This window comes from Streptomyces sp. NBC_00459, assembly GCF_036013955.1.
Classification (GTDB): domain Bacteria; phylum Actinomycetota; class Actinomycetes; order Streptomycetales; family Streptomycetaceae; genus Streptomyces.
This window is the reverse complement of record NZ_CP107903.1, coordinates 1333949-1347901: the sequence shown is the minus strand read 5'-3', so window position 1 is coordinate 1347901 and position 13953 is coordinate 1333949. Positions and strand designations below refer to the sequence as shown.

General features: G+C 70.6%; 12 protein-coding genes. 9 read left to right on the top strand and 3 right to left on the bottom strand.

The window, feature by feature from the left end; genetic code table 11:
* Nucleotides 1-52: 52 nt before the first annotated feature.
* On the bottom strand, nucleotides 53-829 hold the full coding sequence (locus tag OHN74_RS05670) for an SDR family NAD(P)-dependent oxidoreductase (protein ID WP_327693439.1): 777 nt from the start codon (nucleotides 827-829) through the stop codon (nucleotides 53-55).
* Entirely contained in the window at nucleotides 826-2145 is a 1320-nt protein-coding gene (locus tag OHN74_RS05665) for an acyl-CoA dehydrogenase family protein (RefSeq protein WP_327693438.1), read from the bottom strand. Before OHN74_RS05665 ends, OHN74_RS05670 begins: the two co-directional genes overlap by 4 nt.
* A 113-nt stretch (nucleotides 2146-2258) precedes the next feature.
* Here OHN74_RS05665 and OHN74_RS05660 point away from each other — a divergent pair, with 113 nt between their 5' ends.
* The 9 genes from OHN74_RS05660 (at nucleotide 2259) to OHN74_RS05620 (ending at nucleotide 12560) form a co-directional block, all read left to right on the top strand.
* On the top strand, nucleotides 2259-3491 hold the full coding sequence (locus OHN74_RS05660) for a CaiB/BaiF CoA transferase family protein (RefSeq protein ID WP_327693437.1): 1233 nt from the start codon (nucleotides 2259-2261) through the stop codon (nucleotides 3489-3491).
* A 131-nt stretch (nucleotides 3492-3622) separates the two neighbouring features.
* Nucleotides 3623-4822 (top strand): cytochrome P450, encoded by a 1200-nt coding sequence (locus OHN74_RS05655; protein ID WP_327693436.1) that lies wholly within the window; start codon nucleotides 3623-3625, stop codon nucleotides 4820-4822.
* On the top strand, nucleotides 4819-5322 hold the full coding sequence (locus tag OHN74_RS05650) for a VOC family protein (RefSeq protein ID WP_327693435.1): 504 nt from the start codon (nucleotides 4819-4821) through the stop codon (nucleotides 5320-5322). Before OHN74_RS05655 ends, OHN74_RS05650 begins: the two co-directional genes overlap by 4 nt.
* A gap of 35 nt (nucleotides 5323-5357) precedes the next feature.
* Nucleotides 5358-6491: an acyl-CoA dehydrogenase family protein gene (locus OHN74_RS05645; protein WP_327693434.1), complete on the top strand. Its 1134-nt coding sequence runs from the start codon at nucleotides 5358-5360 to the stop codon at nucleotides 6489-6491.
* A 120-nt stretch (nucleotides 6492-6611) separates the two neighbouring features.
* Nucleotides 6612-8126 carry a class I adenylate-forming enzyme family protein gene (locus OHN74_RS05640; protein ID WP_327693433.1) on the top strand — a complete coding sequence of 505 codons (1515 nt, stop codon included), beginning with the start codon at nucleotides 6612-6614 and terminating at the stop codon, nucleotides 8124-8126.
* Complete coding sequence (locus tag OHN74_RS05635) at nucleotides 8123-9424, top strand: FAS1-like dehydratase domain-containing protein (RefSeq protein WP_327693432.1); 1302 nt, start codon at nucleotides 8123-8125, stop codon at nucleotides 9422-9424. Before OHN74_RS05640 ends, OHN74_RS05635 begins: the two co-directional genes overlap by 4 nt.
* Before the next feature lie 2 nt (nucleotides 9425-9426).
* On the top strand, nucleotides 9427-10191 hold the full coding sequence (locus OHN74_RS05630) for a crotonase/enoyl-CoA hydratase family protein (protein WP_327693431.1): 765 nt from the start codon (nucleotides 9427-9429) through the stop codon (nucleotides 10189-10191).
* Nucleotides 10192-10252: 61 nt separating this feature from the next.
* Entirely contained in the window at nucleotides 10253-11404 is a 1152-nt protein-coding gene (locus OHN74_RS05625) for a CaiB/BaiF CoA transferase family protein (RefSeq protein ID WP_327693430.1), read from the top strand.
* 13 nt (nucleotides 11405-11417) lie between these two features.
* On the top strand, nucleotides 11418-12560 hold the full coding sequence (locus tag OHN74_RS05620; protein ID WP_327693429.1) for a thiolase family protein: 1143 nt from the start codon (nucleotides 11418-11420) through the stop codon (nucleotides 12558-12560).
* A gap of 96 nt (nucleotides 12561-12656) precedes the next feature.
* On the opposite strand, the gene OHN74_RS05615 is transcribed toward OHN74_RS05620, so the two are convergent.
* Nucleotides 12657-13847, bottom strand: a complete 1191-nt coding sequence (locus OHN74_RS05615; protein ID WP_327693428.1) for an acyl-CoA dehydrogenase family protein — start codon at nucleotides 13845-13847, stop codon at nucleotides 12657-12659.
* Nucleotides 13848-13953: the final 106 nt, after the last annotated feature.

Below are 13953 nucleotides of genomic sequence, written 5' to 3'. Positions count from 1 at the left end.
GGCGCGGGGAACTGCGCGACCAGCCCCCACCGGCCCGCAGCCAACGAACCACCTAGTACAACCCACCGTCCACGCGAATCAGCGCCCCCGTCGTATAGCTGGACGCGTCACTCGCCAGATACAACGCCGTACTGATGATCTCCTCCGGCCGCCCGGGCCGCCCCACCGCACTGCGCGTACTCTGCCGCTTCTCCTCGGACCAGGCTTTGGAGACGTCCGTCAGAAACGGCCCCGCCGAGATCGTGTTGACCCGCACACTCGGCCCGTACTCCAGGGCGAAGACAGTCGTCAGCGCGTTCAACGCCGCCTTCGCCCCCGCATAAGGACCGAACCGCGGCTGCGGAAACAACGCGCCCGACGACGAGACGTTGATGATCGAGCCGCCACCCCCCTCCGTCATCCGCTCCCCGACCAACGAGGCGAGCCGGAACGGCCCCTTGAAGTTGACCCCGACGACCTTGTCGAACAGTTCCTCACTGGTCCCGGCGGACGACGGCGCCAACGGCGACATACCGGCGTTGTTGACGAGGACGTCGACCTTCCCGAACTCCTCGTACGCCGCGTCGGCGAGCAGACCGAGGTCGTCCCAGTGCCCCACGTGCGCGGCGACCGGCAGCGCACGCCGACCCAGGTCACGGACCTCCGCGGCCACCGCCTCGCACGCGTCGGCCTTGCGGCTGGCGATCACCACATCCGCCCCGGCGGCGGCGAAAGCGCGCACCATCTCGCGCCCCAGTCCCCGACTGCCGCCGGTGACGAGCGCGACCTTGCCGGACAGGTCGAACAGGTCGGCCGGCGCGACGGACCTCGTATCGCGGTCGCCGCTCATACGTCCGCCCGCCCCGCGAGGCCCTCGTCCTCGACGATGTGCGCGTACCGCTTGCGGGCGGCCTCCCGCTTCGGCGGAATGTGCTCGCTGGGGAACAGGCCCTCCGCAGGCCGGTAGTTCTTCAGCAGCCGCCTGGCGATCGTCGTGCGATGCACCTCGGTGGGGCCGTCGGCGAGGGCGAGGTTCGGTGCGGCCATCCACCACTTGGCGAGCGGCAGTTCGTTGGTCGTGCCGAGCGAGCCGTGCACATGCAGGGCCCGCTGGATGATGTCGTGCAGAACCTTGGCCGTCTGGACCTTGCACATCGCGATCTGGGTGCGGGCCGCGCCGTGCGGCTGGGTGTCGATGATCCAGGCGGTGTGCAGCACGAGCAGCCGGAACTGCTGCAACTCCACCCAGGAGTCCGCGATGAACTGCTGCACCGCCTGCTTCTCCGCGAGCAGAGTGCCCTGCGTACGTCGGGACAGCGCCCGTTCGCACATCATGTCGAAGGCCCGCGTGCACTTGCCGACCGTACGCATCGCGTGATGCACCCGGCCGCCGCCGAGGCGGGCCTGGGCGACCTTGAAGCCCTCGCCGGGGCCGCCGAGCATGGCGTCGAGCGGGACCCGGACCTGGTCGTAGCGGATGTAGGCGTGGATGCCCTCGTCGAGGCTGTCGCGTTCGTCCATGGTGCCGACGTTGCGCTTGATCTCGATGCCCGGTGTCTCGGCGGGCACGATGAACATCGACATGCGGGCGTGCGGCGGCGCGTCCGGATCGGTGACGGCCATGACGATGAGGAAGGCCGCGTAACGGGCGTTGGACGAGAACCACTTCTCGCCGTCGATCACCCACTGGTCCCCGTCGCGCCGGGCATGGCAGACGAACTCCTTTGGGTCGGCGCCCGCCTGCGGCTCGGTCATCGAGAAGGTGGACACGATGTCCCCGTCGAGCAGCGGCCGCAGATAGCGGGCCTTCTGCTCCTCGGTGCCGAACATGGCGAGGATCTCGGCGTTGCCCGTGTCGGGGGCGGCGGTGCCGAAGACCGTGGGGGCCCAGTAGGAGCGGCCCAGGATCTCGTTGAGGTACGCGAGCCTCACCTGTCCGTACCCCGCGCCGCCCAGTTCGGGGCCGAGATGGCAGGCCCACAGGCCCTGCGCCCTGACCGTGTCCTGGAGCGGCCGCAGGATCGCACGGGCCTTCTCGTTGCGGGTGTCGTACGGGTCGCCCCCGTGCGGGAACAGGAGGTCGAGGGGCTCGACCTCCTCGCGTACGAAGGTCGTCGCCCAGTCCAGCTTGGCCTGGAAATCGGGTTCGATCGAGAAATCCAGCATGCCGAAAACAGTATACTTTTTAAGACCCTCGGTCCATACTGGAGCGCGTTCTTCGTTGATTGGGTATGCGCAATAGCGTCTCAGGAGCGTTCAGGCTCGGAGGAGTTGGTCCGATGCAGAGGCCCATGGAGGGTGTGCGGGTCCTAGAGGTCGCACAGTTCACCTTCGTCCCGGCGGCGGGTGCCGTGCTCGCGGACTGGGGTGCCGATGTGATCAAGATCGAGCACGCCGAACGGGGTGACGGCCAGCGCGGCCTGGTGCGGGTGCTCGGGTACGACGCCGTCAGCAAGGAGTCGTCGTTCTTCCCGATCGTGGAAGGTCCCAACCGGGGGAAACGCAGCGTCGGTCTCGCCCTGGAGAAGCCGTCCGCGCGGCGCGTGCTGGACGAACTCATCCGCAACAGCGACGTGTTCCTCACGAACTTCCTGCCCGACGCACGGGCGAAGCTGCGCATCGACGTCGAGGACGTCCGCGCGGTCAACCCGGACATCATCTACGTCCGGGGCAGCGGCTTCGGCGCCCGTGGTGAGGAGGCGCGCAAGGGCGGCTACGACAGCACCGCCTTCTGGGCGCGCGGCGGCAGCGCCGCCGGTGTCACCCCGGCAGGCGCGGAGCGGATGATCCGGATGCCCGCCGGTGCCTACGGCGACGCGATCGGCGGCATGACGATCGCCGGCGGTATCGCCGCCGCGCTCTACTCCCGCGCCACGACCGGCGAACCGTCCGTCGTGGACGTGTCGTTGCTCGGCGTGGGCGCTTGGGCGACGCAGTTCACGGTCAACATGGCGCTGATGAACGGCGGCCCGCTCCCGGTGAACATCCAACCCCGGTACGGCTCGGCCACCAACCCCCTCATCGGGGCCTACCGCAGCTCGGACGGCCGCTGGATCGAACTGTCGATGCTGCAACCCGGCCGGTACTGGGCCGAGTTCTGCAAGCTGGCCGGCCGCGAGGAACTCGCCCGCGACGAACGCTTCGACAGCACGGAGAAGTTGATGGCGAACGCCGGTGAGGCCGCCGAGATCGTCGCCGGGCTCATCGCCTCCCGCCCGTACGACGAGTGGGTCGAGATCCTCTCCCGGGGTGAGGGCCAGTGGGCGGCCGTGCAGAGTGCCTGGGAGGTCGGTCAGGATCCGGCGCTGCGGGCCAACGGCCTCATCGCCCCCGTCGTGGACGCCGACGGGGTCGACCGTGAACTGGTGGCCAGTCCGGTCCAGTTCGACGAGACCCCGGCCACCCTGACCCGGGCACCCCTGTTCGCGGAACACACCGACGACGTCCTGCGCTCGCTCGGCATCGGCGAGGAGGAGCTCATCGCGCTCAAGATCGACGGCGCGGCGACGTGACCCCCGTACCCGATGTCCCGTGCGAGCTGCCCCGCGTACGACATGCCCCGTACGACATGCCCCGTACGACATGACCCCCCGTACGGCGTGACGGCGGACGACGTGACGAACGTACGACGAGAGGAGCCGTGATGAGCACGACACTCGAACCCGAGGGAACCCACGAGGGAGTCCCCGCCTACCACTTCGACAACCGGCTCAGCGGACCGGTGCTCAGCCATCAACAGCGCTGGGACGAACTCGCCGTCACCCACTCCGGGTTCCGGAGCACCATCGCGCAAGGCTACTGGGTCGTCACCGAGAGCGAGGCGATCCAGCGGGCCCTCCAGGACTGGCGGACCTTCTCCAGCGAGTCGGTGACGGTGCTCAACCCGAACCCGAGGTTCCTGTGGATCCCGGAGATGCTGGACCCGCCCCAGCACACCGAGTGGCGACGGCTGTTGGGCAAGCACTTCTCCCCGAAGGCCGCCGCAGCCGACGAGCCGAAGATCCGGAAGATCGCCGGCGACCTGATCGACGGCCTGAAGGGCGCCGGCAGCGCAGACGTCCTCGACGCCTTCGCCCGCCAGTTCCCGACCCGGATCTTCATGGACCTGATGGGTCTGCCCGAGGAGGACCTCGGCCAGTTCCTCCACTGGACACACGACCTGCTGCACCTCACCTACGGCGAAGACCCGGACGGGCAGCGGCAGTTGACGGCCATGAACGCCGTGTCGGACTACTTCGACGAGCAGATCGCCCTGCGCCGCGAGGCCCCGCGCGACGACCTGCTGTCACGCGCGATGACCTGGACGATCGACGGTGAGAAGATCAGTGACCGGGACATGCACGCGTTCTGCGTCCTGTTCTTCCAGGCGGGCTTCGACACCGTCCCGATCTCGGTCGGCTGGGCGCTCTACCACTTCGCCACGCACCCCGAGCAGCGCCGGGCGATCGTCGCCGACCCCTCGCTCATCTCCACCGCCGTGGAGGAGATCCTGCGTGTCTACTCACCCGTCGTCCCGGCCCGCAAGGCGACGCGGGACGTCGAGATCGGCGGCTGCCCGGTCCGGGCCGGCGACATGGTGATGCTCCCGGTCGCGGTCACCAACCGCGATCCCGGACGGTACGACAACCCGCTGGAAGTGGACCTGCACCGGGAGACCACCAACCACATCGCCTTCGGCTCGGGCCCCCACCGCTGCCTCGGCTCGCATCTCGCCCGCCTCGAACTCAACGTGGCGGTCGAGGAATGGCACCGGCGCATCCCCGACTACGAGGTCGAACCCGGCCAGGACATCGAGGCGCACGGCAACATGTACGGCATCAAGCAGCTCAGGCTCGCCTGGTGAGCGGCGCGACGGACCGTCCGCTCGGTGCGGCCGACCTCTACCACACGGGGATCGTCGTCCCGGACGTCGACGAGTGGAAGGCCCGGCTGACCGAGGTCGCGGGCTATCGGTGGACCGAGACCATGTACGCCGAACTGCCGGTCCGCCTCGCCGACGGCGAACGCGTACTGCCTCTGCGCTACGCGTACTCGCTCGACGCCCCGCACATCGAACTCGTCCAGGAGATCCCCGGGACACCGTGGACTGCTGCCGCACACATCGCCACGCACCACCTCGGCTACTTCTGCGACGACGTCCCGGCGACGTCGAAAAGACTGGTGGAGGCGGGCTTCGCCCTGGAGGCCTGCGCCGTGATCGACGGAGAACCGTCGATCTTCGCCTACCACCTGGCTCCCTCCGGCCTGCGCATAGAGATCGTGGACCGCGCCCGGATGCCCGACTTCGCCGCCTACCTGCGGTCGAAGACGCCCCAACGGACGCCCCAACAGACCTCCCAGTGACAGTTGCCTCACTGACAGAGAAGGACACGACGTACGTGGCACCGACCTTCACCACCTTCACCGAGGAGCACGAGGCACTCCGTTCGACGCTGCGCCGCTTCCTGTCGGACAAGGCGCCGAGCGAGGCGGTGCGCCGCTCGATGGAGTCGGAGGAGGGCCACGACCCGGAGCTCGGGCGCCGGATGGCGGCCCAACTCGGCCTGCACGGAATCGCGTTGCCGGAGGAGTACGGCGGTTTCGGCGGCGGCCCGGTCGAGTTGGGGATCGTCCTGGAGGAGCTGGGGCGGGTCCTGCTGCCCTCGCCGTACTTCGCCACCGTGGCCCTCGCCGGCCAGGCCCTCACCGCGTCCGGCGACGACACGGCGAAGGCGCGCTGGCTGCCCGGGATCGCGGACGGTTCGCTGAGCGGCACCCTGGCGCTGGCCGAGGCGGGCGGGTCGTGGCGGGTCGAGGACGTGACGGCCTCGGCGACGCGCGCCGAAAAGGGCGACACGGGCTGGCGGGTTTCGGGCACGAAGATGTTCGTCGTCGACGGCCACAGTGCCGACCTGCTCCTCGTGACCGCCCGCGCGGACACGGGCCCTGGGCTGTACGCCGTGGACGGCGCCGCGACCGGCGTGACCCGCAGCCGGCTGGAGGCGCTCGACCCGACGCGGCGTCTGGCGCGGATCGACCTCGACGGGGTGCCCGCGGTGCGGGTCGGTCCGGATGGTGATGCCACGGCGTATCTGCGGACCGTCGTCGACCTCGTGGCCGTTGCCCTGGCCGCCGAGCAGGTCGGCGGGGCGCAGGCATGCCTGGACGCCGCGGTGCGGTACGCGAGGATCCGGGTCCAGTTCGGCCGTCCCATCGGGTCGTTCCAAGCGGTCAAGCACAAGTGCGCCGACATGCTGCTCCAGGTCGAGGCCGCCCGCTCGGCGGCCTACCGCGCGATGTCCGTGGCGGCCGGGGAACCGGACGAACTGCCGGTGTCCGCCGCGCTCGCCGCCGCGTACTGCGCGGACGCCTTCACCCATGCCGCCAAGGAGAACATCCAGATCCACGGCGGCATCGGCTACACGTGGGAACACGACGCGCACCTGTACCTGAAGCGCGCGAAGTCGTCGGAGCAGCTCTTCGGCAGCCCGGCCGCACACCGGGCCCGGCTGGCCGACCTGGTCGGAATCTGAGCTATTTCAGGTCACTGAATCACGTGGTTTTTGTCACTTGTGGCGGCAGAGTGCGGGTGCGGAAGCAAATGATCATCAATTGAGTATACTTTATTGGCCTGGTGACGAAAGGCTGCTCCCGTGGGAATTCGCGACCGCCTGTCCCGGCTGCTGACCGAGGCCCCCGCCGACGCCGAGGCGATCGAGTACGAGGGCGAGTGGTGGACCTGGGGGCAGATCCAGGAGACCGCGCGCGGTGTCGTCGACGCGCTCGACGCGCTGGGACTTCCTTCCGGCGCTCGCGTCGGCGTTGTCCTGGAGAACCGGCCCGAGCACGTGGCCGTCGTCGCCGCGGTGCTCGCCTCCGGGCGCTGCCTGGTGATGCTGAGCCCGCTGCAGCCCGCCGCGCGGCTGGCTGCCGACATCGCGCGCTGCGAGCCACCCGTCGTCGTCGCAGGCGCCGAAGTCCTGGCCCGCGAGGGCGTGTCGAGCACGGTGACCGCTCACGGCGCGGCCCTGGAGGCGGGCACCGACGGCATCATCAAGCTTGCGGGCGGCACGCCGTCGGCAGGGGCGCCCCTCGCCGGCCCGGACATCGCCGTGGAGATGCTCACCTCGGGTACCACGGGCCCGCCGAAACGCGTACACCTGCGCGTCGGACAACTCGACCAGGCCCTCGTCTCCGGCGGCCAGACCCCGAAGGACGCGCGCCTGCTGTCGCGCTCGGCGGCGCTCGTGGCCACCCCGCTCGTGCACATCAGCGGACTGTGGCGGGCGCTCGCCTGTCTCGCGACCGGGCGCCGCATGCTTCTCATGCCCAGGTTCGCCGTCGAACCCTGGGTGGGCGCAGTGCAGCGGCACCGGCTGCGGGCGGCGAGCCTGGTACCGGCCGCCATCCGCGCCGTGCTCGACGCGGGCGTCCCCGGGGAACGGCTGGCGAGCCTCCAGGTCGTCACCTCCGGCACCGCCCCCTGCCCGGCGGAACTCGCCGACGCGTTCTTTCGCACGTACGGCATTCCCGTCCTCATGACCTACGGAGCCACGGAGTTCGCCGGAGCCGTGGTGGGCTGGACGCTGCCGTTGCACGAGCGGTGGTGGCAGCGGAAGGCGGGCAGCGCGGGACGCGCCTTCGCCGGCGTCGAACTGAGGGTGACCGGCGAGGACGGCACCGAGCTGCCCGTCGGCAGACCCGGCACCCTGGAGGTCCGCACCGAGCAGAGCACCCGGGGCGGCCGGGCCTGGACACGGACCAGCGATCTCGCCCGGATCGACGCCGACGGGTTCGTCTGGATCGAGGGCCGCGCGGACGACGCCATCATCCGCGGCGGCTTCAAGGTGCAGCCGGAGACCGTCCAGCGCGTCCTGGAGACCCACCCCGCCGTCCGCGAGGCGGCAGTCGCGGGATTCCCGGACCCGAGACTCGGCGAGGTACCGGTCGCGGCGGTCGAGACCGAACCGGACCTGCCCGCCCCGGACACCGGCGAACTCGTCGCCTTCTGCCGGACCCGGCTCACCCCGTACGAGATCCCGGCGCACATCGTCGTCGTCGACGCGCTGCCCCGGACCCCGTCGAGCAAGGTCAGCCGCGTGGAACTGCTGGAACTGGTCAGCGCCCGGCTCGCACAGCAGGAGCGCGTCAAGGAGGAACAGCGATGACGGATACGCGGGCAGAGAACCAAGCGGGTACGTCCGAGAAGCCCGCCGAGCGGTTCGGCGTACTGACCGACGAGGCCGTCGAGCGCTCCCGCCGGCGCCTGGGCGTCCCCCAGCCCCAGCACAACCCCCCGCACAACCACGAGGTGACCTGGGACGGCGTACGCCACTTCGCGTACGGCTACGGCGACGACAACCCCCTGTACTGCGACCCGGAGCACGCTGCCCGGACCCGCTGGGGCTCGCTCGTCGCACCGCCCACCTTCCTCTACACGATGGGGGAGGACGCCGCCCCGAAGCCCGACCCCGAGACCAGGGCGCTGCTCAAGGGCGACCCCTTCGCCGGGCTCGGTTCCTATCAGGCGGTGATGGAGTTCGAGTGGTGGCGCCCGCTCCGACTGGGCGACCGGTGCCGGGTGTTGCAGACCCAGGTGGGCGTCCACCTCAAGCCCAGCAGCTTCGGCGGGCGCACGGCACACGTCGTCCGCGACTACCTCTACGCCAACGGGCGCGGCGAGATGCACGCCCTGCGCCGGGGCACCTGGATCAACGCCGAACGGCACACGTCGAAAAAGCGCGCCAAGGAGCATCTGGCCCAGGAGCCCTACACAGCAGAGCAGTTGGCCGAGATCGACGCTGCCTACGCGGCCGAGACCCGGCGCGGTGCCGAGCCCCGCTTCTGGGAGGACGTCGGGATCGGCGACGAACTCCAGCCCCGGGTGAAGGGGCCGCTCACCACCACGGACGTCGTCGTCTGGCATCTGGGCTGGGGCATGCAGCTCACCCCGCCCGGCGCCTTCGGGATCGCCGCGCGCGTCCGGCGCAAGGCCCCGGGGCTGTATCCGCCGAACCCGTTGAACATCCCGGACACCGTGCAGCGGCTGCACTGGGAACCCGCGCGGGCGAAGGAACTCGGGCTGCCGAACCCGTACGACTACGGCGGGATGCGCGAGACCTGGCTGTGCCATCTGCTCACCGACTGGATCGGCGACGACGGCTGGCTGTGGAAACTGCGGTGCGAGCACCGCAAGTTCAACTATCTGGGCGACACCACGTGGGTGCGCGGCACGGTCGTCGACAAACGGCGGCTGGACGGGCGGGCCGAGGTGCACATCGAGGTGCGGTGCGAGAACCAGCGCGGTGAGGTGACCACGCCAGGTACGGCCGTAGTCCTACTGCCGACCCGCCAGCGTGCCGTCGGCCTCCCGGCACCGCCCGCCGACGACCTGGACGGCATGGTCGCCCATGAACTGGCCCGATTCGCCGTGACCGGCGATCAGTCGAACGATTCGAGGAGGTAGACGTGTCCGACGAGGTGCTGGTGGAGCGCCGTGGCGCGGTTCAGGTCATCACGATCAACCGCCCGGCGGTGAAGAACGCGCTCGACGCGGGGGTGGCCGCCGGAGTGGCGGCGGCGGTCGACGAGTTGGACGAGTCGGACGACTTGCGGGCGGGTGTGCTCACAGGCGCCGGTGGCACGTTCTCGGCCGGGATGGACCTCAAGGCCTGGCTGCGGGGCGAGTCCCCCGCGATCGAGGGCCGGGGCCTGTGCGGGATCACCCTGACCCCGCCGCGCAAACCGCTGGTCGCCGCGGTCGAGGGCTGGGCCCTGGCCGGCGGCTTCGAACTCCTGTTGGCCTGCGACCTGGTGGTCGCCTCCCGCACGGCACGGCTGGGCGTCCCCGAGGTGCGGCGGTCCCTGGTCGCCCGCGCCGGCGCGGCCCTCCACCTCCCGCGCCGGATCCCGTACGTCGTCGCGCTGGAACTACTGCTGACCGGCGAACCGATCAGCGCCGTACGGGCGGCCGAGATCGGCCTGGTCAACCGGCTCACGGACGAGGGTGGCGCACTCGACGGCGCCCTCGCACTCGCCGCGACGATCGCGGCGAACGGTCCCCTCGCCGTCGCGGCCACCAAGGAGATCGCGAGCCATGCCACGGACTGGTCGCTGGAGGAGGGATGGGCGCGGCAGTTCGAGATCTCCGCTCCCGTCTTCCGGTCGGAGGACGCCCGGGAGGGCGCCGCCGCGTTCGCGGAGAAGCGGGCGGCGGTCTGGAAGGGCCGTTGACATCGACGCACGCCGTCGAAATTAAGTGTCCGTAATTGAGTTGAGTGGGGGGAGGGCGACCATGACGACGGGACCTCTGACCGGCTGCCGGGTGGTCGAACTCGGTGGCATCGGACCCGGGCCGTTCGCCGGGATGCTGCTCGCCGACCTCGGGGCGGAGGTCGTCCGGGTGGACCGGCCCGGGCGGGCGGACGAACCGGACGCCGGCGGACCGGCGGACGTGCTCAACCGGGGGAAACGGTCGGTCGTACTCGACCTGAAGCACCCGGCCGGAGCCGCCGCGCTCCTCCAACTCGTCGAGCGGGCCGACGTGTTGATCGAGGGGTTCCGCCCCGGAGTCACCGAACGGCTGGGCATCGGGCCGCACGACTGCCTGGCCCGTAACGCCCGTCTGGTCTACGGCCGGATGACCGGCTGGGGCCAGGACGGGCCGCTGGCCACCGCCGCCGGACACGACATCACCTACATCGCGCTGACGGGCGCGCTCGGCGCGATCGGGGAGGCGGGCGGGCCGCCGCGCATCCCGCTCAACCTCGTCGGCGACTTCGGGGGCGGCGGCTGCTACCTCGTGATCGGCGTCCTGGCCGCGCTGTACGCAGCCGAGCGCACCGGCCGGGGCCAGGTCGTCGACGCGGCCATCGTCGACGGCACCGCCCACCTCCTCGCCAGCACCTTTGCCAAGCTCGGGCGCGGCGAGTGGAGCGACGAGCGCGGGGTCAACCGCTTCGACGGAGGCTGGCCCTTCTACGCCGTGTACGAGACCCGGGACGGCCGCCATGTGGCCGTCGGCGCGCTGGAGCGCAAGTTCTACCGGCGTCTGGTCGAACTCCTCGACCTGGGCGTCGACCCCGACCGCCAGCACGACCGTTCGACCTGGCCGCAGCTGAGGAAACTGCTGGAGAAGCGGTTCGCCGAGCGCACACGGGACGAGTGGGCGGCACTGTTCGAGGGGACCGACGCCTGTGTGGCCCCGGTCCTGAGTCTCACCGAGGCGGCAGGTCACCCCCACCTGGCCGCGCGCGCCACCCTGACCGCACCGGACGGCGTCGTCCAGCCGGCCGCCGCACCACGCTTCTCGGACACCCCGACCCGCCCGGCGACGACCGCACCCGCGGTCGGCGCGGACACCCGCGCCGTATTCCGGGACTGGCAGGTCGACGGCATCGACGCGCTGCTGGCCAGCGGCGCCGCAGCGCAATTCTCCACCGACTGAGAGGACTTTCCCCATGCGAGACGCCGTCATCGTCGACGCCGTACGCGCCCCGATCGGCAAGCGCAACGGCTCGCTGGCGCCGGTGCACGCGGCGGATCTGTCGGCCGAGGTGCTCAAGGCCCTCGCCGAGCGCACCGGAATCGACCCCGGCACGGTGGACGACGTGGTCTGGGGCTGCGTCACCCAGGTCGGCGACCAGTCCAGCAACGTCGGGAGGTTCGCCGTGCTCGCCGCCGGCTGGCCCGAACACGTACCGGCCGTCACGGTCAACCGGGCCTGCGGCTCCAGCCAACAGGCGGTCGACCAGGCCGCGCACGCCGTCATGTCGGGCCAGTACGACCTGGTGGTGGCGGGCGGCGTCGAGACCATGAGCCGGGTGCCGCTCGGCTCGCACCGGACCACGGGACAGCCGTACGGACCTGCCGCCGTCGCCCGCTACGACGGGTTCGAGTTCAGCCAGGGCGTCGGAGCCGAACTCATCGCCGAACGCTGGAAGTTGAGCCGCCACCGGCTCGACGAGTTCGCCTCCGCCTCGCATGCCAAGGCCGCCGCCGCGATCGACTCGGGCGTCTTCGACGACCACATCGTGCCGATCGAGGTCGACGGCACCAGGTTCACCGTCGACGAGGGCCTGCGACGCGGCACGACCCCCGACACACTGGCCAAGCTGAAGCCCTCGTTCAAGGAGGACGGCGTGATCCACGCCGGAAACGCCTCCCAGATCTCCGACGGCGCAGCCGCCCTGCTCATCACCACCCCGGAGCGCGCCCGCGACCTCGGCCTCACCCCGATCGCCCGCTACCACACCGGCGCGGTGAGCGGCGCGGACCCGATCACCATGCTCCTGGGCCCCATCCCCGCGACCGAGAAGGTACTGCGCCGCTCCGGGCTGTCCATCGAGGACATGGGCGTGTACGAGGTCAACGAGGCATTCGCCCCGGTCCCGTTGGCCTGGCTCGCCGAGACAGGCGCCGACCCCGAACGCCTCAACCCCCTGGGTGGCGCGATCGGCGTGGGTCACCCGCTGGGCGGCTCGGGCGCCATCCTGATGACACGGCTACTGGCGAGGATGCGCCAAGAGGGCCTGCGGTACGGCCTCCAAACGATGTGCGAGGGCGGCGGCACGGCAAACGCGACGATCATCGAGCTGCTGTGACTGAGAAGGGCGCCTGGAGCTTTTAGGGGCGCGGGGAAATGCGCGATCAGCCACGACGGCGTAGCAGCCGAAAACAACACATCGCGTCACTACCAGCTAGCGGGGCAACCCCAACCCCCGCTCAGCAAACTGCGTACGCAACACCTCGTTCGCCCCACCAGCAATCGTGTACGCCCGCGAGTACAGATGCGCGTCCTGCCACCACCCACCTGCCACAACCTCGGCGTCACCCTCGGCGAGCAATCCGTCAGTCCCTTGCAGCCGCAGCCCGAACTCGGCCAGATCATGGTTGAGTTCACTGAAGAAGATCTTGCCCAGCAGGGCGTCACCGACCCCCTCCGTACCGTGCAGCATCCGCGACTGCGCCAGCGAGATCATCGCCGCGTTCACCTGCACCCGCGCCGCCAGCTCCCCGATCGCCTGCCGGGTGGCGGAGTCCTCCACCGCGGGCCGGCCACCGACCGGCGTCTCCTCCGCGAGCCGCAGCAGATCGTCCAGTACGGCGAACAACTCGGCGCCGCGCGCGGCCACTCCGGAACGCTCGCGCCCGAGGCTGCTCATCGCCACCCGCCAGCCGTCGTTCACCCGGCCGATGACGTTCGCGGCCGGAATCCGGGCGCCGTCGAGGAAGACCTCGTTGAAGTCGGTGGTCCCGGTGATCTCGCGCAGCGGCCGGATGTCGACCCCCGGGCTGCGCATGTCCAGCGCGAACGCGGTGATTCCCCTGTGCCTGGGCGCGGCATCGTCGGTGCGCGCCAACAGGTACCCCATGTCGGCGTGCTGGCCGTTGGTCGTCCACACCTTCTGGCCGTCGACGACGAACACGTCGTCGTCGGCTCCGCCCTCCCGGCGCGCCCGGGTCCGCAGCGAGGCCAGATCACTGCCCGCCTCCGGCTCGCTGAACAGCTGGCACCACACGTCCTCGCAGGCGCGGATACGGGGCAGGAAACGTGCCCGCTGCGCGTCGGTGCCGAAGTCGAGCAGGGCGCCCGAGGCCAGCGAGGCCGCGCCGACAGGCGGCCAGGTGCGGGCGCGGGCGATCTCCTCGGCGACGACGAACGGTTCCAGGGGATGGGCGTCGGGCCGGCCGCCGTACTCCACGGGCCAGTCGATCCCGAGGAAGCCCGCCTCGTACAGCTTCGCGGTCCACTCCCTGATCGCCGGCATCAGCGCGGGCTCGGGTGCGCGCACACCGGAGTGGGTCTTCACCCCGGGCGCGTGCTCGGCGACGAAGGCCCGCACCTTCCTCCGGAACGCCTCGAGTTCGGGTGTGGGCTCCAGTCGCATCGCTGCCGGCTCCTAGGTGTCGTCGTCATGCGCACGATCTCAAAATGAGGGTACTCTAATTGTATCGACTGGCTTCCGCCAGAGACCAGGAGCGAGAACGAAAACA

Excerpts from the sequence above, each read along its gene's own strand:
- OHN74_RS05635 (WP_327693432.1), top strand. The coding sequence starts at position 8,123 with ATGACGGATACGCGGGCAGAGAACCAAGCGGGTACGTCCGAGAAGCCC.
- OHN74_RS05625 (WP_327693430.1), top strand. The coding sequence starts at position 10,253 with ATGACGACGGGACCTCTGACCGGCTGCCGGGTGGTCGAACTCGGTGGC.
- OHN74_RS05620 (WP_327693429.1), top strand. The coding sequence starts at position 11,418 with ATGCGAGACGCCGTCATCGTCGACGCCGTACGCGCCCCGATCGGCAAG.
- OHN74_RS05660 (WP_327693437.1), top strand. The coding sequence starts at position 2,259 with ATGCAGAGGCCCATGGAGGGTGTGCGGGTCCTAGAGGTCGCACAGTTC.
- OHN74_RS05670 (WP_327693439.1), bottom strand. The coding sequence starts at position 829 with ATGAGCGGCGACCGCGATACGAGGTCCGTCGCGCCGGCCGACCTGTTC.
- OHN74_RS05665 (WP_327693438.1), bottom strand. The coding sequence starts at position 2,145 with ATGCTGGATTTCTCGATCGAACCCGATTTCCAGGCCAAGCTGGACTGG.
- OHN74_RS05615 (WP_327693428.1), bottom strand. The coding sequence starts at position 13,847 with ATGCGACTGGAGCCCACACCCGAACTCGAGGCGTTCCGGAGGAAGGTG.
- OHN74_RS05655 (WP_327693436.1), top strand. The coding sequence starts at position 3,623 with ATGAGCACGACACTCGAACCCGAGGGAACCCACGAGGGAGTCCCCGCC.